The following is a 22,869-nucleotide window of genomic DNA, read 5'->3' as shown; positions in this document are numbered from 1 at the left end:
CGAGGACGCGGCGGAACCGTACCAGACCCCCGCGCCCCGGCCGAGGCGTCTACCCGGCCGGGGCGCGGCGTGCGGCTCACCGGGCTTCGCGCAGCTCCGCCAGTCGGGCCTCGATCTCGGCCAGCTCGGCGCGCAGCTTCTCCGCCTGCTGCTCCGCCTCGGCCCGCTCGGCGGCCAGGATCTGCTCCACCGCCTCCTGCACGCCGGGCACGTCGACCAGCGCCACCATCCGCAGCGCCTCCGCCGGCTTCACCACGTACGGCCGGGCGAGGGCCTTCGCGCCCTGCTGCGCCGCGACCGTCCACTCGCCCTCGGCGTAGGCCAGCGTCACCGTCAACCCGGCCGGGCCCTTCGGCTTGACCGCCTTCACGGCCCGCCGCGCCGGCTTCGGCTCCGCCTGCTGCTCCACCCTCGGCTCCTCCCGCCGCGGCGCCGGCACCGGCGGCGCGTCCAACACGAACTCCGGCTCCGCCGGCGCGGCCTCGGCCGGGGGCTCCGGCTTCGGCTCCGCCGGCCGCCGCCCGGCCCCCTTCGGCGCGATCGCCACGTCGGCGGGGGAGAAGGGCAGCTCGTCGCGGCCGAACCGCACCACCACGAACTCCTCGGACACCTCCGGGTCGGTCAGCTCCACCACCTGCCCGAGCTGGCCCGCCACCTGCCCGGCCGCCGCCGTGAACACCACCCTGGGCCTGCGGCCGGCCGCCAGTGCCTCCCGGATGCCCTGTACCTCGTCAGTGGACAAACCCTGGCCCGCCATCACAGCCCTCTCCCGTACCCGTGTCTGATGCCTGCCTTGATACCAGCCGGCACCGACACCCGGAAGATCAACCCCCGGCCGTCCAGACGGCGGCCACCTCCTCGGCCACCGCGGCGGCCTGCGCGAACCCGGCCCGCGCCGACGCCGGCCGCCGCGCCGGGTCCAGCACGTTGCGCCCGATCGCGGCCCGCGCCGCCCGGTCCGGCGACACCACCGCCACCTCGGCGCCCGCCGACCGCAACTGCGCCACCTGCGCCGACAGCCGCGGCATCGGCCCGAAGCCGGCCCGCGTCGGCGCCAGCACCACCACCGCCCGCGCGCCGGCCGCCAGGTCCGCGTTCACCGGCGAGCGCACCCCACCGTCGACGTACCGCCGGCCGCCGATGGTCACCGGCGGCCACACCCCCGGCACCGCGCAACTGGCCCCCACGGCGTCCGCCAGCGGCACCCGCGCGCCGGCGTCGAAGACCACGAACTCGCCGGAGGCCGCGTCCACGGCCGTCACCAGCAGCCGCCGCGCCGGCCAGTCCCGCACCGGCAACCGCGCCGCGATGACCGCACGCCGCGACTCCTCCGACGGGGTACGCGCCGCCAGGGCCATCGCACCGACCCGGGCCCGCGCCCGCACCTCGTCGCGACCCCGCGCACCCGCCCACGCCCAGCGGGCCAGCACCGCGACCCCCAGCCGGGCCGGCAGCTCACCCCGGGCCGGGCGCAACTGCGCCGCGTACAGGTCCTCGACCGGCGTGCCGGAGCACACCTGCGCGCCCACCACCGAACCGGCCGAGGTGCCCACGACCAGCTCCGCGCCGGTCAGGTCCAGCCCCCGCGCGGCCAGCCCGGCCAGCAGCCCCAACTCCCAGGCCACCCCGGTCACCCCACCGCCACCCAGCACCAACGCCCGCGTCATGTGTGACCGTCCTCTCCACCCGGGTCCCGCGCCGCTCACGGTAACGTCACCCGCACCGCAAGGGCAGGGGAGAACACATTGACCTCCGTCACCATCGTCACCGGTGGGGGGCGCGGCATCGGCGCGGCCACCGCCCGCCGTCTCGCCGCCGCCGGCCACGACGTCGTCATCGGCTACCGCAGCGACCACGCCGCCGCCGAGGGCGTCCTCGCCGACGTGCGCGCCGCCGGCCGCCGCGGCGTGGCCGTCCCGGCCGACACCGCCGACCCCGACCAGGTCGACCGCCTCTTCGCCGCCGCCGCGACGCTGGGCCCGCTCACCGGCCTGGTCAACAACGCCGGCATCACCAGCCCGATCGGGCCCTTCACCGACCTGCGCGTCGACGACCTGCGCCAGGTCGTCGACGTCAACCTCGTCGGGTACGTCCTCTGCGCCCAGCGGGCCGCCCGCACGATGACCCGCGGCGGCGCCATCGTGAACGTCTCGTCCGCCGCGGCCACCCTGGGCAGCCCCGGCGAGTACATCCACTACGCCGCCGTCAAGGCCGCCACCGACACGCTCACCGTCGGCCTCGCCAAGGAACTCGCCCCGCGCGGCATCCGGGTCAACGCCGTCGCCCCCGGCATCATCCGCACCGACATCCACGCCCTGTCCGGCGTGCCCGACCGCCCCGACACCGCGGCCGGCCGCGTCCCGCTGGGCCGCGCCGGGGAACCCGACGAGGTCGCCGGCGCCGTCGCGTTCCTCCTCGGCCCGGACACCTCCTACACCACCGGCGCCGTCCTGCGCGTCGCCGGCGGCCTCTGACACGGCGGCGGCCCGGTGGGTGAGTCCCACCGGGCCGCCGCCGCCTGCGCTAGTGGGTGAACAGCTTCGCCGCCGTGATCACCGTCTGCACCACCCCGTACCCCAGCAGCGCCGACACCACCACCCACGACACCACCAGGCGGACCCGCTGCCCGCCACCGGCCTGCTCGTTCACGACCCGCTCCTCTCCGCCGTCACCGGCTGCGCACCCTCGACACCGTCCGGACCCGGCGCCGGCTCGTGGAACCGCTCCGGCACCGGCCGGATCAGCAGGTTCGCCACGAACCCGACCGCCAGCACCCCGACCATCGTGAACAGCGCCGGCCGGTACGCCGCCGCCGTCAACGTGCCCGGCTTGCCCTGCGCGTCGAGGAACGCGTTCACGATCAGCGGGCCGGCCACCCCGGCCGCCGACCACGCGGTCAGCAGCCGGCCGTGGATCGCGCCCACCTCGAACGTGCCGAACAGATCCCGCAGGTACGCCGGCACCGTGGCGAACCCGCCGCCGTAGAACGACAGGATCACGCACGCGAACAGCACGAACAGCGCCGTGGCCGACTGCCCGAACAGGGCCAGCAGCACGTACAGCACCATCCCGACCCCGAGGTACAGCAGGTAGATCGGCTTGCGGCCGATCAGGTCGGACGTGGACGACCACACGAACCGGCCGGCCATGTTGAACAGCGACAGCAGGCCCACGAACCCGCCGGCCGCCGCCACCGACACCGCCGAGGTCCCGTTGTCCCGGAAGAAGTCCTGGATCATCGGGCTGGCCTGCTCCAGGATCCCGATCCCCGCCGTCACGTTGCAGAACAGCACCACCCACAGCAGCCAGAACGACCGGGTCTTCACGGCGTTCGCCGCGGACACGTTCGCCGTGGTCACCAGCGGCTTCGCCGCCACCTGATCCGGGTCGAACCCGGCCGGCCGCCAGTCGGGCGCGGGCACCCGCACGTTGAACACCCCGAACATCATGATCACGAAGTAGCCGACGCCGAGGGTCAGGAACAGCCACACCAGGGCGCTGCCCGACGCCGTCGAGCCCGCATTCGCCGGGTCGTACCCCGGGTCGTAGAACGACAGCAGCTGCCGGGACAGGGGAGAGGCCACCATGGCCCCACCACCGAAGCCCATGATCGCCAGCCCGGTCGCCAGGCCCGGCCGGTCCGGGAACCACTTGATCAACGTGGAGACGGGGGAGATGTACCCGATTCCCAGCCCGATCCCGCCCAGCACGCCGTAGCCCAGGTACAGCAGCCACAGCTGCTTGGTGGCGATGCCCAGCGCGCCGACCAGGAAGCCGGCCGCCCAGAAGCAGGCCGAGACGAACATCGCCTTGCGCGGCCCGTTCGCCTCCACCCACGTGCCCGCCACCGCGGCGGACAACCCCAGCATCACGATCGCGATGCTGAAGATCACCCCGATCGCCGTCTGGCCCGTGTCGAAGTGCGCGATCAGGGAGTTCTTGTACACGCTGGTCGCGTAGACCTGCCCGATGCAGAGATGGATGGCCAGCGCCGCGGGCGGTATCAGCCACCGGCTGTAGCCCGGCGGCGCGACGGTGTGCCGACGATCGAGTGCGGAAAGCATGCCTGCTTCCTCTCCGGAGAATGGCGAGAATCCCACCCGTTCATGCCCCCGGCGGATGCCGCGGCGAAACCCGCCACGCGCCGGACGGTCGAAACCCTGAGCCGAACGGTCACCCCGGCCCGGGGACCCCGCACCGGCCGTCGCCCCGCCGTCACCGCCCGTCGTGGCCGATCATGGACGCATGCCGCTGCTCACCACCCCCGCCCTGCGCCCCGGCGCCCTCGCCGGCCAGCCCCAACCCGACCTGGACGCCGGCGACCTGCTCCTGCGCCCGTGGCGCCCCGACGACCGGCCCGCCGTCCTCGCCGCGTACGCCGATCCCGCCGTCCGCCGCTGGCACTGCCGCACCTCGACCGACGACGAGGCCCGCGACTGGATCGACTCCTGGCCGCACCGCTGGCGGCAGGAGACCGGCGCCGGCTGGGCGGTCACCGACCACACCGGCGTGCTCGGCCAGATCAGCCTCCGCGCCATCGACCTGCCCGAGGCCCAGGCCGAGGTGTCGTACTGGGTGCTGCCCGCCGCCCGGGGCCGGCGCGTCGCCGCCCGCGCCCTGACCGCGCTCACCGCCTTCGGCTTCGACCGGCTCGGCCTGCACCGCGTCTGGCTGCGGCACTCCACCGCCAACCCGGCCTCGTGCCGGGTGGCCGCACGCGCCGGTCTTCCCGCCGAGGGCACCCACCGCGGCGCCGCCCGGCACACCGACGGCTGGCACGACATGCACGTGCACGCCCGCCTGCGTACCGACACCTGACCGGCGCCTACGCCACGGATGCGACGATGAGCCGGTGAAGATCCTGTCCATCCAGTCGTCGGTCGCCTACGGGCACGTCGGCAACTCCGCGGCCGTGTTCCCGCTGCAACGGCTCGGCCACGAGGTCTGGCCGGTGCTGACCGTGCACTTCTCCAACCACACCGGCTACGGGGCCTGGCGCGGCCCGCTGCTGCCCCCGGCCGACGTCGCCGAGGTGATCGCCGGCATCGAGGACCGCGGCGTGCTCGGCACGGCCGACGCGGTGCTCTCCGGCTACCAGGGCGACCCGGCGATGGGCGCGGTGATCCTCGACGCGGTCGCGCGGGTGAAGGCCGCCAACCCGGACGCCCTGTACTGCTGCGACCCGGTGATGGGCGACGTCGGCCGCGGCATGTTCGTCCGGCCGGGCATCCCCGAGTACCTGCGGGACACCGTCGTGCCCCGCGCGGACATCGTCACCCCGAACCAGTTCGAGCTGGAGTTCCTCGCCGGCCGCAGCACCGACACCCTCGACGACCTGCTCGCCGCCGTCGACGTCGTCCGCGCCACCGGACCCCGGCACGTGCTGGTCACCAGCGTGCTGCACGGCGACCTCCCCACCGGCTCGCTGGAGGTCGTGGCCGTCTCCGACGACGGCGCGTGGGCGGTCACCACCCCGCTGCTGCCGATCACCCCCAACGGCGGCGGCGACGTCACCGCCGCCCTCTACCTCGCGCACCTGGCGAGCACCGGGTCACCGGAGACGGCGCTGGAGCGCACCACCAACTCCATCTACGCGGTCCTCGAGGCCACCCTCGCCGCCGGCACCCGGGAGCTGCAGCTCGTCGCCGCCCAGGACGCCATCGCCGACCCGCCCACCCGGTTCGGCGCCCGCCGGCTGCGCTGAGCCGCCCCCGCCGCGCCGGTCGGGGGACTTCAGCGGAGCAACCGTCGCCCGACCGGCGGCTGGCCTAGGCTCGGAGGCGACGCAGTCCGCCGCCGCGCCTGCGGGCCCGACGCGGAGGACGCCGGATGGAGGGAACCACCTTCGCGGCGCCGGCCTGGGCCTGGCTGGCCGTGGGCGCGGTCATCGCCGTCATGCTCGCCGTCGACGTGTTCTCCCACCGCGACCACCACGTCGTCGAACTGCGCGAGGCGCTGCTCTGGAGCGCGGTCTGGATCACCGCCGGGATCAGCTTCGGCCTGGTGATCTGGCTCTGGCGCGGCAGCGGGCCGGCGGTCGCGTACTACTCCGGGTACCTGCTGGAGAAGGCGCTGTCGGTCGACAACGTCTTCGTCTTCGCACTGCTGTTCGGATACTTCCGGGTGCCCCCCGCGTACCAGCACAAGGTGCTCTTCTGGGGGGTGCTCGGGGCGCTCGGCTTCCGGCTGGTGTTCATCTTCGCCGGCGCCGAACTGCTGGACCGGCTGACCTGGGCCGGTCTCGTGCTCGGCGCCTTCCTGATCTGGACCGGCTGGCGCCTGGCCGTCCGCGGCGAGCCGGACGTCGACCCCGACCGCAACGTCGCCGTCCGGCTCTTCCGCCGGCTGGTGCCCACCGAGTCCCGCTACCACGACGGCCGCTTCACCGCCCGCGTCGACGGCCGCCGCAAGGGCACCGTGCTGCTGGTCGCGCTGGTGGCGATCGAGGCCACCGACGTCGTGTTCGCGATCGACTCGGTCGCGGCGATCCTGGCCATCACCACCAACACCTTCCTGGTCTGGACGGCGAACGCCTTCGCCGTGCTCGGGCTGCGCAGCCTGTACTTCTGCCTGGCCGGCCTGCTGCGGCACTTCGGCTACCTGCGCTACGGGCTCGCGGTGCTGCTCGCGTTCGCCGGAGTGAAGTTGATCCTCGCCGAGACCCCGGTGGGCAAGCTGCCGGTCTGGCTCACCCTCGCCGTGGTGGTGCTGACGCTCGCCACCGCCATCGGCTGGAGCGTGGTGGCCGCCCGCCGGGACGCCCGGGCCCGCTGACCGGCCGCGGCACGCGTCGACACGACCGGGAACGCGGTGGGCAACCCCCAGCGCCGCGTGGCACCATCTGGCACGTGACCAGCAGTTCCGACCCGGCGCAGCACCTGCGCGACCTCGCCCGGCTGCGCCGCGTCCGCGACCGCATCGACCGCGAGTACGCCCAGCCGCTGGACGTCGAGGCGCTCGCCCGTGGCGCGCACATGTCGGCCGGCCACCTCAGCCGCCAGTTCCGGCACGCCTACGGCGAGTCCCCGTACGCCTATCTCATGACCCGGCGCATCGAGCGGGCCATGGCGCTGCTGCGCCGCGGCGACCTCACCGTCACCGACGTCTGTTTCGCGGTCGGCTGCTCCTCGCTGGGCACCTTCAGCACCCGCTTCACCGAACTGGTCGGCATCCCGCCGAGCACCTACCGGGCCCGGGCGGCGGCCGGCGGCGCAGGCGAACTGCCGCCGTGCGTGGCCAAACAGGTGACCAGACCGATCAGGAATCGAGAAGCGCCGGCCGTCACGCCGCACCTAGCCTGACTGCCATGGACATCACCATCAACACCACCGTCCTCCCGCACGACGACCCGGACGCCTCCCTGGCCTTCTACCGCGACGTCCTCGGTTTCGAGGTGCGCGGCGACGTGGGGCAGGGCCGGATGCGCTGGATCACGGTCGGCCCACCCGGGCAGCCCGACACCTCCATCCTGCTGGCGCCACCGGCCGTCGACCCCGGGGTCACCGACGAGGAACGCCGTACCATCGTCGAGATGATGGCCAAGGGCACCTACGGGTGGATCCTGCTGGCCACCCACGACCTCGACGGCACCTTCGACAAACTCCAGGCCGACGACGCCGAGGTGGTCCAGGAGCCGATCGAGCAGCCTTACGGCGTCCGCGACTGCGCGTTCCGCGACCCCGCGGGCAACCTCATCCGCATCAAGGAGCTGCGCTGATCTGTCGTACGGACCTGATCAGATCGAGCCAGCCGACGCCGGACGGGGCCGCGACCGCGGCCCACGGGACAGATGGAGACACGATGAGCACGGCCCCGAGGACGGACAGCCCTTCCCCCGCGCAGCACGTCGCCGACACCCATGAGCTGATCCGCGTGCAGGGCGCGCGCGAGAACAACCTCAAGGACGTCAGCATCGAGATCCCGAAGCGCCGGCTGACCGTGTTCACCGGCGTCTCCGGCTCCGGCAAGAGCTCGCTGGTGTTCGGCACCATCGCCGCCGAGTCACAGCGGCTGATCAACGAGACCTACAGCGCCTTCCTGCAGGGCTTCATGCCGACGCTGGCCCGGCCCGAGGTCGACGTCCTCGAGGGGCTGACCACCGCGATCATCGTCGACCAGGAGCGGATGGGCGGCAACCCCCGCTCGACCGTCGGCACCGTCACCGACGCCAACGCCATGCTGCGCATCCTGTTCAGCCGGCTCGGCCAGCCGCACATCGGCGGGCCGCAGGCGTTCTCCTTCAACGTCGCCTCCATCAGCGGCGCGGGCGCGGTCACCCTCGAACGCGGCGGTCAGACCACCAAGGAGCGGCGCAGCTTCAGCATCACCGGCGGCATGTGCCCGCGCTGCGAGGGCATGGGCTCGGTCACCGACTTCGACCTCTCCGCGCTCTACGACGACAGCAGGTCGCTCAACGAGGGCGCGATCACCGTCCCCGGCTACAGCGTCGACGGCTGGTACGGGCGCATCTTCAGCGGCTGCGGCTTCTTCGACCCCGACAAGCCGATCCGCAAGTTCACCAAGCGGGAGCTGCACGACCTCCTCCACAAGGAACCCACCAAGATCAAGGTCGAGGGCATCAACCTCACCTACGAGGGCCTCATCCCGAAGATCCAGAAGTCCTTCCTGGCCAAGGACGTCGACGCCATGCAGCCCCACATCCGGGCCTTCGTGGAACGCGCGGTCACCTTCACCACCTGCCCCGAGTGCGACGGCACCCGGCTCAGCGCGGCCGCCCGCTCCTCCAAGATCGCCGGCATCAGCATCGCCGACGCCTGCGCCATGCAGATCAACGACCTGGCCGAGTGGGTGCGCAGCCTCGACGAACCCTCCGTGGCGCCACTGCTCACCGCACTGGGCGCCACCCTCGACTCGTTCGTGCGGATCGGGCTGGGCTACCTGTCGCTCAACCGGCCGTCCGGCACACTGTCCGGCGGCGAGGCGCAGCGCACCAAGATGATCCGCCACCTCGGCTCCTCACTCACCGACGTGACCTACGTCTTCGACGAACCCACCATCGGGCTGCACCCCCACGACATCCAGCGGATGAACGACCTGCTGCTGCAACTGCGCAACAAGGGCAACACCGTCCTCGTCGTCGAGCACAAACCCGAGACCATCGCCATCGCCGACCACGTCGTCGACCTCGGCCCCGGCGCCGGCACCGCCGGCGGCGAGGTCGTCTTCCAGGGCACCCTGGCGGGACTGCGGGCCAGCGGCACCCTCACCGGGCGGCACCTCGACGACCGGGCCCACCTCAAGCCCGCCGTACGCACCCCCTCCGGGGCGCTCGAGGTCCGCGGCGCCAACACCCACAACCTCCAGAACGTCGACGTCGACATCCCACTCGGCGTGCTCGTCGTCGTCACCGGCGTGGCCGGCTCCGGCAAGAGCTCCCTCATCCACGGCTCCGTGTCCGGGCGCGACGGCGTCGTCTCCGTCGACCAGAGCGGCATCCGCGGCTCACGCCGCAGCAACCCGGCCACCTACACCGGCCTGCTCGACCCGATCCGCAAGGCCTTCGCCAAGGCCAACGGCGTCAAACCCGCCCTGTTCAGCGCCAACTCCGAAGGCGCCTGCCCCACCTGCAACGGCGCCGGTGTCATCTACACCGACCTCGCCATGATGGCCGGCGTCGCCACCACCTGCGAGGAGTGCGAGGGCAAGCGATTCCAGGCCTCGGTCCTGGAATACCACCTCGGCGGCCGCGACATCAGCGAGGTCCTCGCCATGTCCGTCACCGAGGCCGAGGAGTTCTTCGGCGCCGGCGAGGCCCGCACCCCCGCCGCCCACAAGATCCTCGGCCGGCTCACCGACGTCGGCCTCGGCTACCTCACCCTCGGCCAGCCGCTCACCACCCTGTCCGGCGGCGAACGGCAACGCCTCAAGCTGGCCACCCGCATGGCCGACAGCGGCGGCGTCTACGTCCTCGACGAGCCGACCACCGGCCTGCACCTCGCCGACGTCGAACACCTGCTCGCCCTGCTCGACCGGCTCGTCGACTCCGGCAAGTCCGTCATCGTCATCGAGCACCACCAGGCCGTCATGGCCCACGCCGACTGGATCATCGACCTCGGTCCCGGCGCCGGCCACGACGGCGGCCGGATCGTCTTCGAGGGCACCCCCGCCGACCTCGTCGCGGCCCGCTCCACCCTCACCGGAGAACACCTCGCGGCCTACGTCGGCGCCTGACCGCACCGGCATCGGGACGGAACGGACACCGAGCCACCCCGTCCCGATGCCGGGGCCCGCCGGGGGAGCAGCCCCGGCGGGCCCGCCACCCGCCGGGCGCTCAGCCCAACGCGGCGGCGAACATGCCCGGCTCGTACGAACCGCCCTGCTGGTGCACGATCACCGCCATCCGGTTGGCCGCGTTGATCAGCGACACCAGCGCCACCAGCGCGGCGATCTGGTCGTCGTCGTAGTGCTTGCGCACCGCCTCCCACGTCTCGTCCGACACCCCCTGGTGGGCGTCGGCCAGCCGGGTGCCCTCCTCGGCGAGCGCCAGCGCCGCCCGCTCCGCCTCCGTGAACACGGTCGACTCCCGCCACGCGGCCACCAGGTTGAGCCGCACCGCCGTCTCACCGGCGGCCGCCGCCTCCTTGGTGTGCATGTCGATGCACCACCCGCAGCCGTTGATCTGGCTGGCGCGCAGCGACACCAGCTCCTGCGTGGAGCTTGGCAGCGGCGACTGGTGGATCACCAGAGCGGCGTTGGCGAACCGCTTGGCGAACTTCACGGCGATCTCGTTGGCGAACATGTCGAATCGAGCATCCATGGCTCGTCCTCCCTCGTGGTGTCGCATCGGACGACCACGAGATGCCGGACGGCCCGTCCCCGTGACAGGGCGGCCACGTGACGCACGGCACACCCGTCCCGATGTCACATGACGACCCGGCCCGGCATCTGATGGGGGACACCGTCGAACCCGAACAGGAGCCACCCATGGCCGGCACGGCGCAGACCGCACCCGACGACCGCCCGGATCCCGCCACCGAGGTGTTCCTCACCCACCGCAACCTGCTGTTCACCGTCGCCTACGAGATGCTCGGCTCGGCCGCCGACGCCGAGGACGTCCTCCAGGAGACCTGGCTGCGCTGGGTGGACGTCGACCTCGACACGGTGCGGGAACACCGCGCGTACCTGGTCCGGATCACCACCCGCCAGGCGCTCGCGCGGCTGCGCACGCTCGGCCGCCGCAAGGAGTCCTACGTCGGCCCCTGGCTGCCCGAGCCGCTGCTCACCGCGCCGGACGTCGCCGAGGACGTCGAACTGGCCGACAGCGTCTCCATGGCGATGCTGCTGGTGCTGGAGACGCTCACACCCACCGAGCGGGCCGTGTTCGTGCTGCGCGAGGTGTTCGACCTCGACTACGACGAGATCGCCGAAGCCGTCGACAAGAACCCGGCCGCGGTCCGACAGATCGCTCACCGGGCCCGGGGACACGTCGCGGCGCGCCGGCCCCGCGGGGCCGTGTCCGCCGCCGAGAGCCGCGACGCGCTCGCGGCGTTCCAGCGGGCCACCGAGACGGGCGACCTGCAGGGCCTGCTCGACATCCTCGCCCCGGACGTGGTCTTCCTGGGCGACGGCGGGGGAGTCAGGCAGGCGATCCCGCGGCCCGTCGTGGGCGCCGACAAGGTCGCCCGACTGCTGGCCGCCGGGCTGGGCCGGATCGCCGAACTGATGTCGCTGCGGCCGGCACAGGTCAACGGCTTCCCGGCGCTGATCATGAAGCAGGGCGACGAGATCGACACCGTGCTCGCGGTACGCATCGACGACGGGCTCGTCACCGGGCTCTACGCCGTACGCAATCCGCACAAGCTGTCGCACATGGAGCGCGAGATCAGCCTGCGCCGCTGAACTCGCCTGCCGTGGCCACCAGTTCCGTCAGCTGCGCACCGCCGACACCGATCACCCCTCGATGGTCACCGGATGGCCCGGCGCCGTCGGGTCAGGAGCAGCAGCACGCCGCCACCCACCAGCAGGGCGACGCCGGTCCCGGCGGTCAGCCCGGCCCGGGACCCGGTGATCGGCAGGCTGCCGCCACCACCAGCGCCACCACCGTCACCGGGGTGGCCGCCACCACCACCGCCGCCACCGTCACCGGGGTCGCCACCACCACCGCTGCTGTTCGCGACCACCACGACCGCGAACCCGTCCTGGTTGTCGCTGTCGTCCACGTCGACCGCCTGGACGGGGACGGCGTTCGCGGGGAGGTCGCTTTGCGCCGGACCGGAACGGTCCGACCGAGGCTCGCTCAGGCCCTCGACCCGCACAGTCCCGTTTCGCAACGTGACCGGCGCCTTCGTGGCGGCCGACACCGTCACCAGGTGGTACAGCTCGACGGCGGAGTGGCGCTGGTCGTTCGGGTCGGTGTCCTGGTCGACAGGAACGAGGGCCAGCCGGTCGTAGGTGCAGACCGCCGCACGCCCGGCGTCACCGAGGACGCATTCACCGGGCGGCCTGGTGAACGTGACGCCCGTGGGCAGACGCAGCTCGACCTTGACGCCACCGACCGGCTTCCGCCCCTGGTTGGCGATCGTGTAGCGCACCGCGCCCGTCTCGCCCGGATTCAACGTCCCGGTGGATGTGAGGCCGCCGTCGGCAGCGACCCGCACCGACTGCGTCACGTCCGGCGCGACCACCGAGAGGTCGGCCTCGGGTTGATCCACCACCTCGATCGGGAACCACTTGATGTTGTCGGCCGGATTCGTGTCGACCGGTTCGACCTCGACCGTCACCTTGATCCGGCCCGCGAAGGGCTCTCCGGTCTGGACGGTGGCGAGGACGGGAAGCTCCACCGTCTCGCCCGGCCCCGGAAGCTGATCCGGCAGCAGGTCGCAGTACCAGCCGGAGACGTCGCCGTCACACTCAGCCAGCCCGCCGGTCGGCCAGAGCGTGACCTTGAAACTCGACGGATCCAGCTCCGACGCGTCGACCCGGACGACGACCCGGGTCGGGGTAGCGTCGCCCTGGTTGCTGATCTTCAGGTGAAGCGTCTTCTTCGTGACCCCCAGCGGAATCGTCCCGCCGGCCAGGTCGACGGTGACGTCCGTACCCGCCGGCGCCGCCGAGGCGGACGCGGCGGGCACGCCGACCCCTCCGAGAAGAAGCAGCACGGTGGCCACCGTTCGGGGCAGCCACGGAAGTCCGAACCTCATGACGGAGCCCTCCGGATGAACGGACGGTGCGAGCTGTGGACGCTATCGGCAACCGGCCGGGTTCGGTATCCCCCGCGCGGCCCGTGTCGGCCGCACGGGAAGCCCTCCGCCTACGCGCGCGATTGGCTGGACAGGCGCCAGGGGTGCAGGCGACCTGCGGGGCCTGCTCGACATCCTCGCCCCGGACGTCGTCTTCCTCGGCGACGGCGGGGGAGTCCGGCAGGCCGTCCCGCGACAGCCTGAGCCCGCTGAACACGGCCGGGCACGGAGAGTTCCATCCGAAGGAGAGGCAGGAGAACATGCCGGGGCGACACGACACAGACGAGACCAGCATCCGCCAGCAGATCGACGGGATCATCGAAGGACTGCGGAACAAGGACCTCGAGGGCCTGCGAAGGCTCTACACGAGCGACGTGGTGTCCTTCGACGTCGAACCGCCGCTGCAACACGTCGGGATCGACGCCAAACTCAAGAACTGGGCGAACGTCTTCGCGTTCTTCGACAGAGTGTCCTATGAGGTCCGGGACCTGACCCTGACCGTCGGCGACGACGTCGCATTCGGACACGCGTTCGGCCGGCTCTCCGGCACACTGAAGGACGGGACCGCGACCAACGGCATGTGGGTCCGGGCCACCTTCTGCTTCCAGAAGATCGACGAGACCTGGCTGATCGCCCACGACCAGGTCTCCGTGCCGCTCGACATCCGCACCGGTCAGGGGGTGGTCGACCTCCAGCCCTGACCGGCGGCCGAGGCCGGTCGAGCCGGAACGGCGGGGCATCCGCGCAGGCAGCGACCGTGATAGACACCTCGTGTGGGTGCACTGCGCGACCTCGGAATGTCCGACCTGACCGAACGCGCCTACCTTGCCCTCGTGCAGGGAGGTCCTCCACACCGCGAGAAGCTTGCCGCACGGCTCGGCATCGACGTGACCGCCGTCGACTCCGCCCTCGGCGAGCTGGCCGGCCTCGGCCTCGTGGAGCCCCACGGGGACAGGTGGGTCCCGCTGCCGCCCCGGCTCACCCTCGAGGTCCTCGCCGAACAACACCTACGTGCCGCCGCGGCCGCCCGGCAGGGCTCCGAGGCGCTGGGGCGGCTATGGGCGGAACAGTCACCCCTGCCCGACTACCTGGAGGTGCTCACCACCACCGACAGCACGATCGCGGCCCAGACAAAACTGCACCGCGAGGTCCGTACCCAGGTCATGGCACTGTCCGTCGGACCCGTCGGCAACGACGCACCCCAGCTGGCGCAGGCACCCGGGTCCGCCGAGGCGATGCACCGCGGCGTCACGTACCGCGTCGTCTACAGCACCCACATCCTCCGGCAGCCCACCGCGATGGCGCTCGTCCAGCAAGCGATCTCGGCGGGGGAGTCCGCCCGGGTCTTCCCGAACGTCCCCTGCAACCTCACCATCGCCGACAGCCGGTGGGCGGTCCTCACCGCGCCCATGCCCGGCACCGAGCGCCTGCACGGGCTGGTGATCCTCGGCGGCGGCTTCCTCGACGCCGTGATCGGCGTCTTCGAATCGTTCTGGGCACTCGCCGCGCCCATCTCCGCCATACCCCTCGACGGCGCGCCCGACGGTGGCCCCAGCGAGTCGAACCGGCACCTGCTCACCCTGCTCGGCGCGGGCCTCACCGACGAGACGATCGCCCGGGAGCTGGGAGTCAGCGAGCGTACGGTCACCCGGAGGATCGCCGCCCTGCAAAAGTCACTCGGCGCCCGCAGCCGCTTCCAGCTGGGCGTGCAGGCAGCACGCCGCGGCTGGCTCTGAACCGCCGCCGAACCGGAACCGGGCCGGCCATCCACGGGGGACAGCCGGCCCGGTTTCAGCTACGTCGGATCACTCGTTCGCGTCCGGCGCGACGAACACCGGCAACTGCTGCTCGAACCTCAGATCGAGGGTGGCCGTCGGCAGGATGTGACCCTGCTTCTGGGCGCCGTCGGCGAGATCCGCACCCCACGTCGAGGCCCGGAGCCGCTGGTTCGGGGTGCCGTGGTGGCCGTCCGCGGCAAACGAACAGTCGCCCACCTCGTAGAAGGCCCGCTCCGCCTCCAGGACCCGGCGGCCGTTCAGGGCCAGACCACGCGCGTGGGTGACGAAGTAGGTGCCGAACGCGTCGGCCATCAGCTCGGTGCGGCGGGTGGCCTCCGGACCGGTGAGCGGGCTGTTGAACAGGCCGGCCTCGTACTGGACGTGGTGGGCCATCTCGTGACCGAGCACCGCGCGCGGGCCGGCGTCGCTGATGCCCAGCACCTCCAACGCGGTGAACATGCCCTCGCCGAAGACCATCTTGTCCGGCAGGCCCGCGAAGGGCGGCTCGGTCTCGTCCGCCGCGCTGAACGCGAAGGCGTTCAGAGTGAACAGCGGGCTGTTCCCGCCGGCAAGACCCGGATCCGAGTTGATGATGCCGACGAGCTGCTCGGCGATGCTGCGCGCGTCGTCACCGGTCAGACCCAGGAAGAGCGTGACCATCCGGGCGACCCGCTCCGGATCCTGCAGCATGTCGTTCTGCATGGCGAAGAAGTCGACGTCGCCGAGCGGGACATCCCAGAACTCCTGCGCGGCCCGGAAGGCCCGCGACATCGAGTTCTGGTACTCCGCGGGCAGGCCGTAGTCGGCCTGGTCCACCGACGAGCCGTACAGCACCGCGTCGTAGGTCGGGTAGTCGAGGACACCGAAGATGACCAGGACGAACAGCGTGCCGATGTCGATGCCGCCGATCATCTCGTCCACCCAGGCGCTGAAGGCGGTGTCGCCGCACTCGTAGTCGCCCGGGTCGATAGCGGCCGCGATAGCGTTCCGCAGGCCGGAGGGCTCGATGCCGGACGCCGCCCGCACGGCGGCGACCCGAGCACGCCAGTCCGCCGGCAGCTGCGCGGCGATCCTGTCGATCTTCGCCTGGGTCACCGGGTCGCTCGTGGTGGCGGTGGCCAGGTCGTAAATGTAGGTCTGCGACGCGGTCGTCGCGAGGGCGGGTTTCGCCGCGGCGGCCGGCAGTCCGGGCCCCACGATGAGGGCCATGGCGGAGACTGCGGTGACCAGCCGAAGGGCGCTCTTCCTCATGTACGCTCCCTGGGTTGTTCGGCCGGGAGCCGACCGCATCAGGGCGGCTCCGGTGCAGTCAGCATCGGACCGGGGTCCACGAAACGACAGGTCCCGCAGGTGGCGGAATGTCGCCATGACCGAATCCAGACGGCACCGGCTGCGGGTTCCGTGAGAACGGATCAGGCAGGATCAGAGGTTCGGTCAGAACGGACCAACTTCGCTCAGAACCCAGCGTCAACGTGGCCGCAGGCCGCCGCAGCGTCAAAGTCGATAATGTACCTTATGTCAAGTAGGCAGGTTCGGGGGCCTCCCCGGCGTCAGCCCACGACCGGATCGGCGAGGACCGACGCCAGGATCCGCACCTGCTCCTCGTGCCGGTCGCCGGGGCGCGCCAGCTGGATGAGCGCCTTCCACAGCGCCCAGCCGCGGGCGCGCCGCCACACGTCGTCGGGCAGGCCGGCCGCCTTGCGGAACAGTTGCCGCTCGGGACCGGCGAACCAGGTCCACGCCGGCACCAGGTCGCAGGCCGGATCCCCGACGCCGCAGGTGCCGAAGTCGATCACCGCGGACAGCCGCCCACCGGAGACGAGCAGGTTGCCGACGGCCACATCCCCGTGGAACCAGACCGACGGCCCCGGCCACGCCGACACCAGCGCCCGCGCCCAGACGTCCCGGCAGGCCGCCGTGTCCACCCGCCCGCGCAGCACGTCCAGGGCGTTCTCCACCTCGTCGCCGTAGACGCTCGGGTGGCAGCCCCGGAAGCACGAGTGCCGGCCGGCCACCGGTCCGCCGGTCGCTGGGGCCCGCCGCAGCGCGGTCAGGAACGCCCCGAGGTCCCGCGCCAGCCCCGACCGGTCGACCTGCGCGGCGGCCTCCACCGTCTCGCCGGGCAGCCAGCGCCGCACCGACCAGGGGTACGGGTAGCCGGCGCCGGGCCGGCCCGGTGGCGACCGGTTCGGGCACGGGCAGCGGCAGGTGGCGGGCCAGCGCCGGCAGGCAGCGCTCCTCCTTGGCGATGCCGGGCGCGTAGCCCTCGGCGCTGGGCAGCCGCACGACGAGGTCGCCTCCGAGGCGGAACGTCCGGTTGTCCCACCCCTGCCGGTCCACCGCCGCGACCGGCAGGTGCGCCCAGCGTGGGAACTGCGCGGCGACGAGCCGGCGTACGAGTTGTTCGTCGATGTCCGCCACGGACCCAGTCTGGGTGCCGCGACAAGTGGTTTCCCGGGTCGCTCCCCCGCATCGGGCACTGGCGGGAATGCGAAAATCATGCATAATATGCCTTATGCATGACAAACCGGACGAACCGGTAGGCCGGTTGATCGAGGAGTTCCTGACCGCCCGGGCCACGCGGAAGCCCTCCCCCCACACCCTGGCCGCGTACCGGAGGGACCTGACCACCGTGGCCGGCCTGGTGACGGCCCAGGACGGAACCACTCCCCTCCCCCTCGACCGGCTCCCGGTCACCGCCCTGTCCCCCCGGGTCATGCGCGCGGCGTTCGCCCACTTCGCCGCTCCCCGCGCCGCCGCGTCGGTCCACCGTGCCTGGTCCACCTGGAACAGCTTCTTCACGTTCCTGGTGGCCGAGGGTGTCGTACCCGGAAATCCGATGCCCGCGGTGGGGCGCCCCCGCACCCCGCTCCCCCAGCCCAAGCCGCTGCGGGGCGAGGACACCCCGGAGGAGCTGCTGGCCGCGGTGGCCCGGGAGGACGGCCGGCAGCGCGACCCGTGGCCGGAGCGGGACCTGGCGGTGCTGGCGTTGGCGCTCTGCGCGGGCCTGCGCCTGTCGGAGCTGCTGGCGCTGCGGGTGGCGTCGGTGGCCGGCCGGGCCGGTGAGCGCCGGGTGGACGTGGCGGGCAAGGGCGGCCGGCCGCGGACGGTGCCGATCGAGGCGGGCGTGGACGGGGTGCTGGCGGACTATCTGGACAGCCGGCGGCGGCGGTTCGGGGCGCGTACCGTCCGGCCGGACTCGCCGCTGCTGGTGGACCGGCGGGGTGAGCCGCTGCGCCGGGGCGGCCTGCAGTACCTGGTGGAGTCGTGTTACCGGCGGGCGGGGATTGGTGACCGGGTGCCGCGGGGCGCGCGGTTGCACGCGTTGCGGCACACGTTCGCGACGCGGTTGGCGGAGGACGGCGCGAGCGCGGCGGAGATCATGCGGTTGCTGGGGCACGCGTCGTTGGCGTCGTCGCAGACGTACATCGAGGTGACGGCGGGTCAGCAGCGCGCGGCGGTGCATGCCAACCGGACCAACCGGGCGGTCGCGGCGCTGGTGGACAGGTCCGTGGGGGGCGGTGGCTGATCGGGGCGACGGCGGTCAGTGGCGGCGTTCGAGCACCTGCTTCAGCTTCTGGTAGCTGATCGGCGCCGCGCGTCGGGACTGCCGGCGTACCAGGGGCAGCAGGGCGGCGCCGATGCCGTGGCGTTCGAAGTCGAGGGTGAGGGTGACGCGGGACCGGGTGCCGTCGTCGAGGGGTTCGACGGTGACGGTGGCGTGCGGGCGGATCGGCCCGTCGATCCCTCGGGCGGCCCAGCGGTGCGGGGGGTCGTTGTGGGTGATCTGTTGGCGCATGGTGCGTTCGGCGCCGTTGATCCGGCGGGTGGTGGTGAATTCGACGCCGTCGACCTGTACGCGGACGACGTCGTCCTGCCATTCGCCGAAGCGGGACGGGTCGGTGGCGTAGGCGAAGACGTCGTGCGGGGGGCGGGCGATCTCGATGGTGGACACCAGAGTGGCCATCGTTGCTCCTCTGTTACGGACGGCGGGTCTGTTCCGTCAGGGTTATGACGGACGGCGCGGCGGGAGGGTAACGGTGGAGGACTTCGAGGCGCATCGCGCCCATCTGTACGCGGTGGCCTACCGGATGCTGGGTTCCGGGAGTGAGGCCGACGACGCCGTCCAGGAGGCGTGGCTGCGGGCGGCGCGGGCGGACCTGGATGCGTTGGGGAATCCACGGGGTTGGCTGACCACGGTGGTGGCGCGGGTGTGTCTGGACATGCTGCGGTCGCGTAAGGCGCGCCGGGAGGTTCCGCTCACCGTGCCGCCGTCGTTGGCCGGTCCGGATCCGGAGCAGGAGGTGGTGCTGGCGGAGTCGGTGGGTCTGGCGCTGCTGGTGGTTCTGGACACGTTGACGCCGGCCGAGCGGCTGGCGTTCGTGCTGCACGACCTGTTCGGCGTGTCGTACCTGGAGATCGCGTCGATCCTCGGCCGTTCGAGCGATGCGACGAAGATGCTGGCCAGTCGGGGGCGCCGCCGGGTGCGTGCGGCGGAGTTGCCCGACGAGGATCCGGTTCGGCAGCCTGAGCTGGTCGAGGCGTTCCTCGCGGCGGCGCGCGCCGGTGATTTCGCGGCGCTGCTCGCGGTGCTGCACCCGGAGGTGACGGTGAGCGCGGACGCCGTCGCGGCCGGCTCCTCCGGGCCCGTACGGCTGCGCGGTGCCGCTGTCGTCGCCCGGCAGGCGCTGCTGTTCTCGCATCGGGCGCCGCATGCCCGGGTGGGGCTGGTCGACGGGGCGGCGGCGATCCTCGTGGCGCCGGGCGGGCGGCTGCTGACGGTCATGACATTTCAGGTGGCCGGTGGTGCGATCGTGGCGGTTGATGTGGTGGCGGATCCGGGTCGGTTGGGCCGGCTGGCCGTCGGGGCGTGAGGGGCGCCGGTCTCGGGCCGTGGTGGCAGGATCGGGGCGGTGCGGGTTGGTGGCGCGCGGGCGGTGGCGGTCGACTGGGTGCGGGCGGAGATGGCTCGGGATCCGTCGATCGGGGGTGCGTTCTTCAGCGGGTCGACGGTGGGTCTGCCGGACGGGGCGGTGCTGGCGCCGTCGTCGGATGTGGATGTGCTGCTGGTGCGGGACGTCCCGGCGGCGAAGGTGGGCAAGTTCCGGCACCGGGGGGTGTTGCTGGAGGTGTCGTCGCTGACGTGGGCGGAGTTGGGGTCGCCGGCGGACGTGCTGGGGTCGTGGGTGTTCGCGCCGATGTTCCGGGCGGACGCGGTGATCGCGGATCCGTCGGGGCGGCTGGCGGCGATCCGGGATCGGGTGGCGGCGGGGTTCGCGGATCCGGTGTGGGTGCGTCGCCGGTGCGCCGGGGTGCGGCGGCGGATCGAGGGCGGGCTGGCGCGGCTGGACGGGCGGGCGTCGGTGCCGGAGCAGGTGCTGGGGTGGGTGTTCCCGACGTCGCTGCTGGCGGTGTTGCCGGCGGTGGCGGGGTTGCGGGATCCGACGGTGCGGCGGCGGTACGTGCGGGCGCGGGAGGTGTTGGCGCGCTACGGGTTCGCCGACCGGTACGAGGAGTTGCTGGCGTCGTTGGACGGCGGTGGGGTGGGTCCGGGGCGGGTGCGGGAGCACCTGGCGGCGTTGGCGGTGACGTTCGACGAGGCGGCGCGGGTGGCGCGTACCCCGGTTCCGTTCGTGGCGGATCTGTCGGCGGCGGGGCGGCCGGTGGTGCTGGACGGTAGCGCGGAGCTGGTGGCGGCGGGCGCGCACCGGGAGGCGATGTTCTGGGTGGTGGTGACGTACGCGCGGTGTCACGCGGTGCTGGCGGTGGACGCGCCGGGGCGGGAGCGGGTGTTGCGGCCGGCGTTCGAGGCGGCGTTGGCGGATCTTCGGGTGGCGTCGGTGGCGGAGCGGCGGCGGCGGGCGGCGGCGCTGGTGGGGTCGTTGCCGCGGTGGCAGGCGGTGGCGGATGCGGTGGTGGAGCGGGCTGTGGCAGGCTGAGGGGTGAACGCGACTGGCGGCACGGGGATGGGCAACCATCGGGGAGCTCGGCGCGGGGGTCGACCGCCTGGGCCTCCGCGGGCGGGGTGCGGCATGTCTTCTTCGGGTACGACGACGGCGCGGTTGCTGCCGGGTGCGCCGGTGGCGGCGCAGGTGTTGGCGGAGGTCGCCGAGTCGGTGGTGGCGTTGCGCGCGGCGGGGGTGACGCCGGCGTTGGCGACGGTGCTGGTGGGCGACGACGACGCGAGCGCGGGTTACATCCGGATCAAGCAGCGGCAGGCGGCGGAGCTGGGTTTCGTGTCGCCGCACGTGCATCTGCGGGCGTCGGCGTCGCAGGCGGATCTGCACGCGGTGCTGGCGGATTTCAACGCGGACAAGGCCGTGCACGGGGTGCTGGTGCAGTATCCGGTTCCGGGTCACCTGGACTACGACCGGGCTCTGGCGGAGCTGGACCCGGACAAGGACGTGGACGGGTTGCATCCGGTGAACATGGGCCGGTTGGCGTTGGGGTTGCCGGGTCCGTTGCCGTGCACGCCGGCGGGGATCGAGGCGTTGCTGGCGTTCCACGGGGTGCCGGTGGCGGGCCGGGAGGTGGTGATCCTGGGTCGGGGCGCCACGCTGGGCAGGCCGTTGGCGATGTTGCTGGCGCAGAAGCGGCCGACGGCGAACGCGGCGGTGACGGTGGTGCACACGGGTGTGCCGGACTGGGCGCGGTACACGCGTCGGGCGGACATTCTGGTGGCGGCGGCCGGGGTGCCGGGGATCATCCAGCCGGAGCATGTGCGTCCGGGTGGTGTGGTGGTCGGCGGTGGGGTGCGGTACGAGGGGCGGCGGCTGCTGCCGGACGTGGACGAGTCGTGTGCCGAGGTGGCGGGGGCGATCACGCCGCGGGTCGGCGGGGTGGGTCCGACGACGGTGGCGATGTTGTTCCGTAACGCGGTGCGCGCGGCGGAGCGGGCGTCGGGGTTGGGCTGACGGCCCGGCCGGTCAGCCGAGGTCGACGATGAGCGGCCGGTGGTCGGAGATGGTGGACAGCGGGGTGTTCACGGCGGTGACCGGGGGCAGCCGGTCGAGGCCGCGCCGGTCGGCGAGGATGTGGTCGAGCTGCACCCGGGGTTGCCCGGCCGGGTAGGTGGGTCGGCGGCCCAGGGGTCGCCAGCGGGTCAGCAGGGCGGCGGGTCCGGCGGGCAGGTTGAGGTCGCCGAGGAGGATCCGCGGGGCGGGCAGCGCGCGGAGGGCGCGCACGACGCGGCGCAGTTGCAGCATGTTCCAGCCGGGTACGAAGGACAGGTGGGTCGCGGCGACGGTGAGCGGCCCGTGCGGGGTGTCGAGGACCGCGGCGAGGACGACGCGGGGTTCGTCGCGGAGCAGGACGAGCCCGCCGCCGGGGCCGGGGACGTAGATCGGTGAGCGGACGGGGGCGGGTCGCAGTCGGATGACCTGCCAGGAGCGGACGGGGTGGCGGCTGACGAGGCCGACGCCGTAGAGGGGTTCGCCGTGGCCGTCGTCGTCGTGGGTGAGGGGGCGGAACAGTTCGCCGGGGGTGCCGACGACGGCGGCGGCGAAGCGGTGTTCGGGGGCGTCGAGGGCGCGGGCGGCGATGGCGGTGAGGTCGAGGCGGCCGCTGCGGGTCTGGTCGCGGTCGACCTCCTGCAGGGCGAGGACGTCGGCGTCGAGTGCGGTGACGGCGGCGGCGAGGCGGTCGGGGTCGACGAGTCCGTCGGTGAGGGATCGGCCGTGCAGCAGGTTGAAGGTGGCCAGGCGCACCTGCACACCCTACGTCCGCGTGGCAGGCTTGCCCGGTGCTGAAGGCGTTGCTGTGTTCGATGCTGGTGTTCGTGGCGGTGGCGTCGTTGGGGTTGTGGGTGCGGCGGCTGCGGGGGCGTTGAGCTGCGGTGAGGCTGGCCACACGCCCGCCCGTCGGGGTGCCGGGGGTGGGCAGAATGGCGGCCC

Annotated in this window: 23 protein-coding genes and 2 pseudogenes; 14 read left to right on the top strand and 11 right to left on the bottom strand. The window is 72.8% G+C overall.

Going from position 1 to position 22,869, the window contains the following annotated elements:
- Positions 1-76: 76 nt before the first annotated feature.
- A complete protein-coding gene (locus tag RMN56_RS26875) occupies positions 77-757 on the bottom strand; it encodes a hypothetical protein (protein WP_313720412.1) in 681 nt (226 codons plus the stop codon).
- A gap of 67 nt (positions 758-824) precedes the next feature.
- Positions 825-1,667 carry a patatin-like phospholipase family protein gene (locus RMN56_RS26870; RefSeq protein WP_313720410.1) on the bottom strand — a complete coding sequence of 281 codons (843 nt, stop codon included), beginning with the start codon at positions 1,665-1,667 and terminating at the stop codon, positions 825-827.
- A gap of 78 nt (positions 1,668-1,745) precedes the next feature.
- On the opposite strand from RMN56_RS26870, the gene RMN56_RS26865 reads away from it, so the two are divergent.
- Positions 1,746-2,474 (top strand): SDR family NAD(P)-dependent oxidoreductase, encoded by a 729-nt coding sequence (locus RMN56_RS26865; RefSeq protein WP_313720409.1) that lies wholly within the window; start codon positions 1,746-1,748, stop codon positions 2,472-2,474.
- Between the two features lie 49 nt (positions 2,475-2,523).
- Here RMN56_RS26865 and RMN56_RS26860 read toward each other — a convergent pair whose 3' ends face one another.
- Both RMN56_RS26860 and RMN56_RS26855 read right to left on the bottom strand, forming a co-directional pair.
- Positions 2,524-2,649, bottom strand: a complete 126-nt coding sequence (locus RMN56_RS26860; RefSeq protein WP_262284204.1) for an MFS transporter small subunit — start codon at positions 2,647-2,649, stop codon at positions 2,524-2,526.
- A complete protein-coding gene (locus RMN56_RS26855; RefSeq protein ID WP_313720407.1) occupies positions 2,646-4,064 on the bottom strand; it encodes an OFA family MFS transporter in 1,419 nt (472 codons plus the stop codon). The genes RMN56_RS26860 and RMN56_RS26855 overlap by 4 nt, the downstream gene beginning before the upstream one ends.
- 181 nt (positions 4,065-4,245) lie before the next feature.
- On the opposite strand from RMN56_RS26855, the gene RMN56_RS26850 reads away from it, so the two are divergent.
- From RMN56_RS26850 to RMN56_RS26825, 6 genes are all read left to right on the top strand, one after another.
- A complete protein-coding gene (locus tag RMN56_RS26850) occupies positions 4,246-4,818 on the top strand; it encodes a GNAT family N-acetyltransferase (protein ID WP_313720406.1) in 573 nt (190 codons plus the stop codon).
- A 34-nt stretch (positions 4,819-4,852) separates the two neighbouring features.
- Positions 4,853-5,704 carry a pyridoxal kinase PdxY gene (gene pdxY / locus RMN56_RS26845; protein WP_262284207.1) on the top strand — a complete coding sequence of 284 codons (852 nt, stop codon included), beginning with the start codon at positions 4,853-4,855 and terminating at the stop codon, positions 5,702-5,704.
- Between the two features lie 125 nt (positions 5,705-5,829).
- A complete protein-coding gene (locus RMN56_RS26840) occupies positions 5,830-6,774 on the top strand; it encodes a TerC family protein (protein ID WP_313720405.1) in 945 nt (314 codons plus the stop codon).
- Positions 6,775-6,848: 74 nt separating this feature from the next.
- Complete coding sequence (locus RMN56_RS26835) at positions 6,849-7,301, top strand: helix-turn-helix transcriptional regulator (RefSeq protein ID WP_313720403.1); 453 nt, start codon at positions 6,849-6,851, stop codon at positions 7,299-7,301.
- A gap of 5 nt (positions 7,302-7,306) precedes the next feature.
- Positions 7,307-7,717, top strand: a complete 411-nt coding sequence (locus tag RMN56_RS26830; RefSeq protein ID WP_313720402.1) for a VOC family protein — start codon at positions 7,307-7,309, stop codon at positions 7,715-7,717.
- 83 nt (positions 7,718-7,800) lie between these two features.
- Positions 7,801-10,191: an ATP-binding cassette domain-containing protein gene (locus tag RMN56_RS26825; protein ID WP_313720401.1), complete on the top strand. Its 2,391-nt coding sequence runs from the start codon at positions 7,801-7,803 to the stop codon at positions 10,189-10,191.
- A 100-nt stretch (positions 10,192-10,291) separates the two neighbouring features.
- Here RMN56_RS26825 and RMN56_RS26820 read toward each other — a convergent pair whose 3' ends face one another.
- Positions 10,292-10,777, bottom strand: coding sequence for a carboxymuconolactone decarboxylase family protein (locus RMN56_RS26820; protein ID WP_313720400.1), 486 nt, complete (start codon positions 10,775-10,777; stop codon positions 10,292-10,294).
- A 167-nt stretch (positions 10,778-10,944) separates the two neighbouring features.
- On the opposite strand from RMN56_RS26820, the gene RMN56_RS26815 reads away from it, so the two are divergent.
- On the top strand, positions 10,945-11,859 hold the full coding sequence (locus tag RMN56_RS26815; RefSeq protein WP_313724868.1) for an RNA polymerase sigma-70 factor: 915 nt from the start codon (positions 10,945-10,947) through the stop codon (positions 11,857-11,859).
- Positions 11,860-11,924: 65 nt separating this feature from the next.
- Here the strand turns inward: RMN56_RS26815 and RMN56_RS26810 are convergent, their stop codons facing one another.
- Entirely contained in the window at positions 11,925-13,160 is a 1,236-nt protein-coding gene (locus RMN56_RS26810; protein WP_313720399.1) for a COG1361 family protein, read from the bottom strand.
- Between the two features lie 299 nt (positions 13,161-13,459).
- Between RMN56_RS26810 and RMN56_RS26805 the strand changes: the two genes are divergently transcribed.
- Both RMN56_RS26805 and RMN56_RS26800 read left to right on the top strand, forming a co-directional pair.
- Positions 13,460-13,900: a YybH family protein gene (locus RMN56_RS26805; protein WP_313720398.1), complete on the top strand. Its 441-nt coding sequence runs from the start codon at positions 13,460-13,462 to the stop codon at positions 13,898-13,900.
- Positions 13,901-13,972: 72 nt separating this feature from the next.
- A complete protein-coding gene (locus RMN56_RS26800) occupies positions 13,973-14,935 on the top strand; it encodes a helix-turn-helix domain-containing protein (protein WP_313720397.1) in 963 nt (320 codons plus the stop codon).
- Between the two features lie 69 nt (positions 14,936-15,004).
- Here RMN56_RS26800 and RMN56_RS26795 read toward each other — a convergent pair whose 3' ends face one another.
- The 3 genes and pseudogenes from RMN56_RS26795 to RMN56_RS32765 form a co-directional block, all read right to left on the bottom strand.
- Positions 15,005-16,228, bottom strand: a complete 1,224-nt coding sequence (locus RMN56_RS26795) for a neutral zinc metallopeptidase (protein WP_313720396.1) — start codon at positions 16,226-16,228, stop codon at positions 15,005-15,007.
- A gap of 299 nt (positions 16,229-16,527) precedes the next feature.
- A pseudogene (locus tag RMN56_RS26790) lies at positions 16,528-17,175 on the bottom strand (aminoglycoside phosphotransferase family protein); the annotation flags it as partial.
- Between the two features lie 97 nt (positions 17,176-17,272).
- Positions 17,273-17,482 (bottom strand): annotated as a pseudogene (locus RMN56_RS32765) (hypothetical protein); the annotation flags it as partial.
- A gap of 10 nt (positions 17,483-17,492) precedes the next feature.
- On the opposite strand from RMN56_RS32765, the gene RMN56_RS26785 reads away from it, so the two are divergent.
- Positions 17,493-18,506 carry a tyrosine-type recombinase/integrase gene (locus tag RMN56_RS26785; RefSeq protein ID WP_313720393.1) on the top strand — a complete coding sequence of 338 codons (1,014 nt, stop codon included), beginning with the start codon at positions 17,493-17,495 and terminating at the stop codon, positions 18,504-18,506.
- A 15-nt stretch (positions 18,507-18,521) separates the two neighbouring features.
- Here RMN56_RS26785 and RMN56_RS26780 read toward each other — a convergent pair whose 3' ends face one another.
- Positions 18,522-18,944 carry an SRPBCC family protein gene (locus RMN56_RS26780; protein ID WP_313720392.1) on the bottom strand — a complete coding sequence of 141 codons (423 nt, stop codon included), beginning with the start codon at positions 18,942-18,944 and terminating at the stop codon, positions 18,522-18,524.
- 73 nt (positions 18,945-19,017) lie between these two features.
- Here RMN56_RS26780 and RMN56_RS26775 point away from each other — a divergent pair, with 73 nt between their 5' ends.
- From RMN56_RS26775 to RMN56_RS26765, 3 genes are all read left to right on the top strand, one after another.
- Positions 19,018-19,851: a sigma-70 family RNA polymerase sigma factor gene (locus RMN56_RS26775; protein ID WP_313724867.1), complete on the top strand. Its 834-nt coding sequence runs from the start codon at positions 19,018-19,020 to the stop codon at positions 19,849-19,851.
- Between the two features lie 39 nt (positions 19,852-19,890).
- Positions 19,891-20,916 carry a hypothetical protein gene (locus tag RMN56_RS26770; protein ID WP_313720391.1) on the top strand — a complete coding sequence of 342 codons (1,026 nt, stop codon included), beginning with the start codon at positions 19,891-19,893 and terminating at the stop codon, positions 20,914-20,916.
- Between the two features lie 93 nt (positions 20,917-21,009).
- On the top strand, positions 21,010-21,891 hold the full coding sequence (locus RMN56_RS26765) for a bifunctional 5,10-methylenetetrahydrofolate dehydrogenase/5,10-methenyltetrahydrofolate cyclohydrolase (protein WP_313720390.1): 882 nt from the start codon (positions 21,010-21,012) through the stop codon (positions 21,889-21,891).
- A 12-nt stretch (positions 21,892-21,903) separates the two neighbouring features.
- Here RMN56_RS26765 and RMN56_RS26760 read toward each other — a convergent pair whose 3' ends face one another.
- Positions 21,904-22,683, bottom strand: a complete 780-nt coding sequence (locus RMN56_RS26760) for an endonuclease/exonuclease/phosphatase family protein (RefSeq protein ID WP_313720389.1) — start codon at positions 22,681-22,683, stop codon at positions 21,904-21,906.
- Positions 22,684-22,869: the final 186 nt, after the last annotated feature.

Origin of the sequence: Micromonospora halotolerans (genome assembly GCF_032108445.1) — a bacterium.
Lineage (GTDB): Bacteria > Actinomycetota > Actinomycetes > Mycobacteriales > Micromonosporaceae > Micromonospora > Micromonospora halotolerans.
This window is presented reverse-complemented; position numbering and strand designations above follow the sequence as displayed.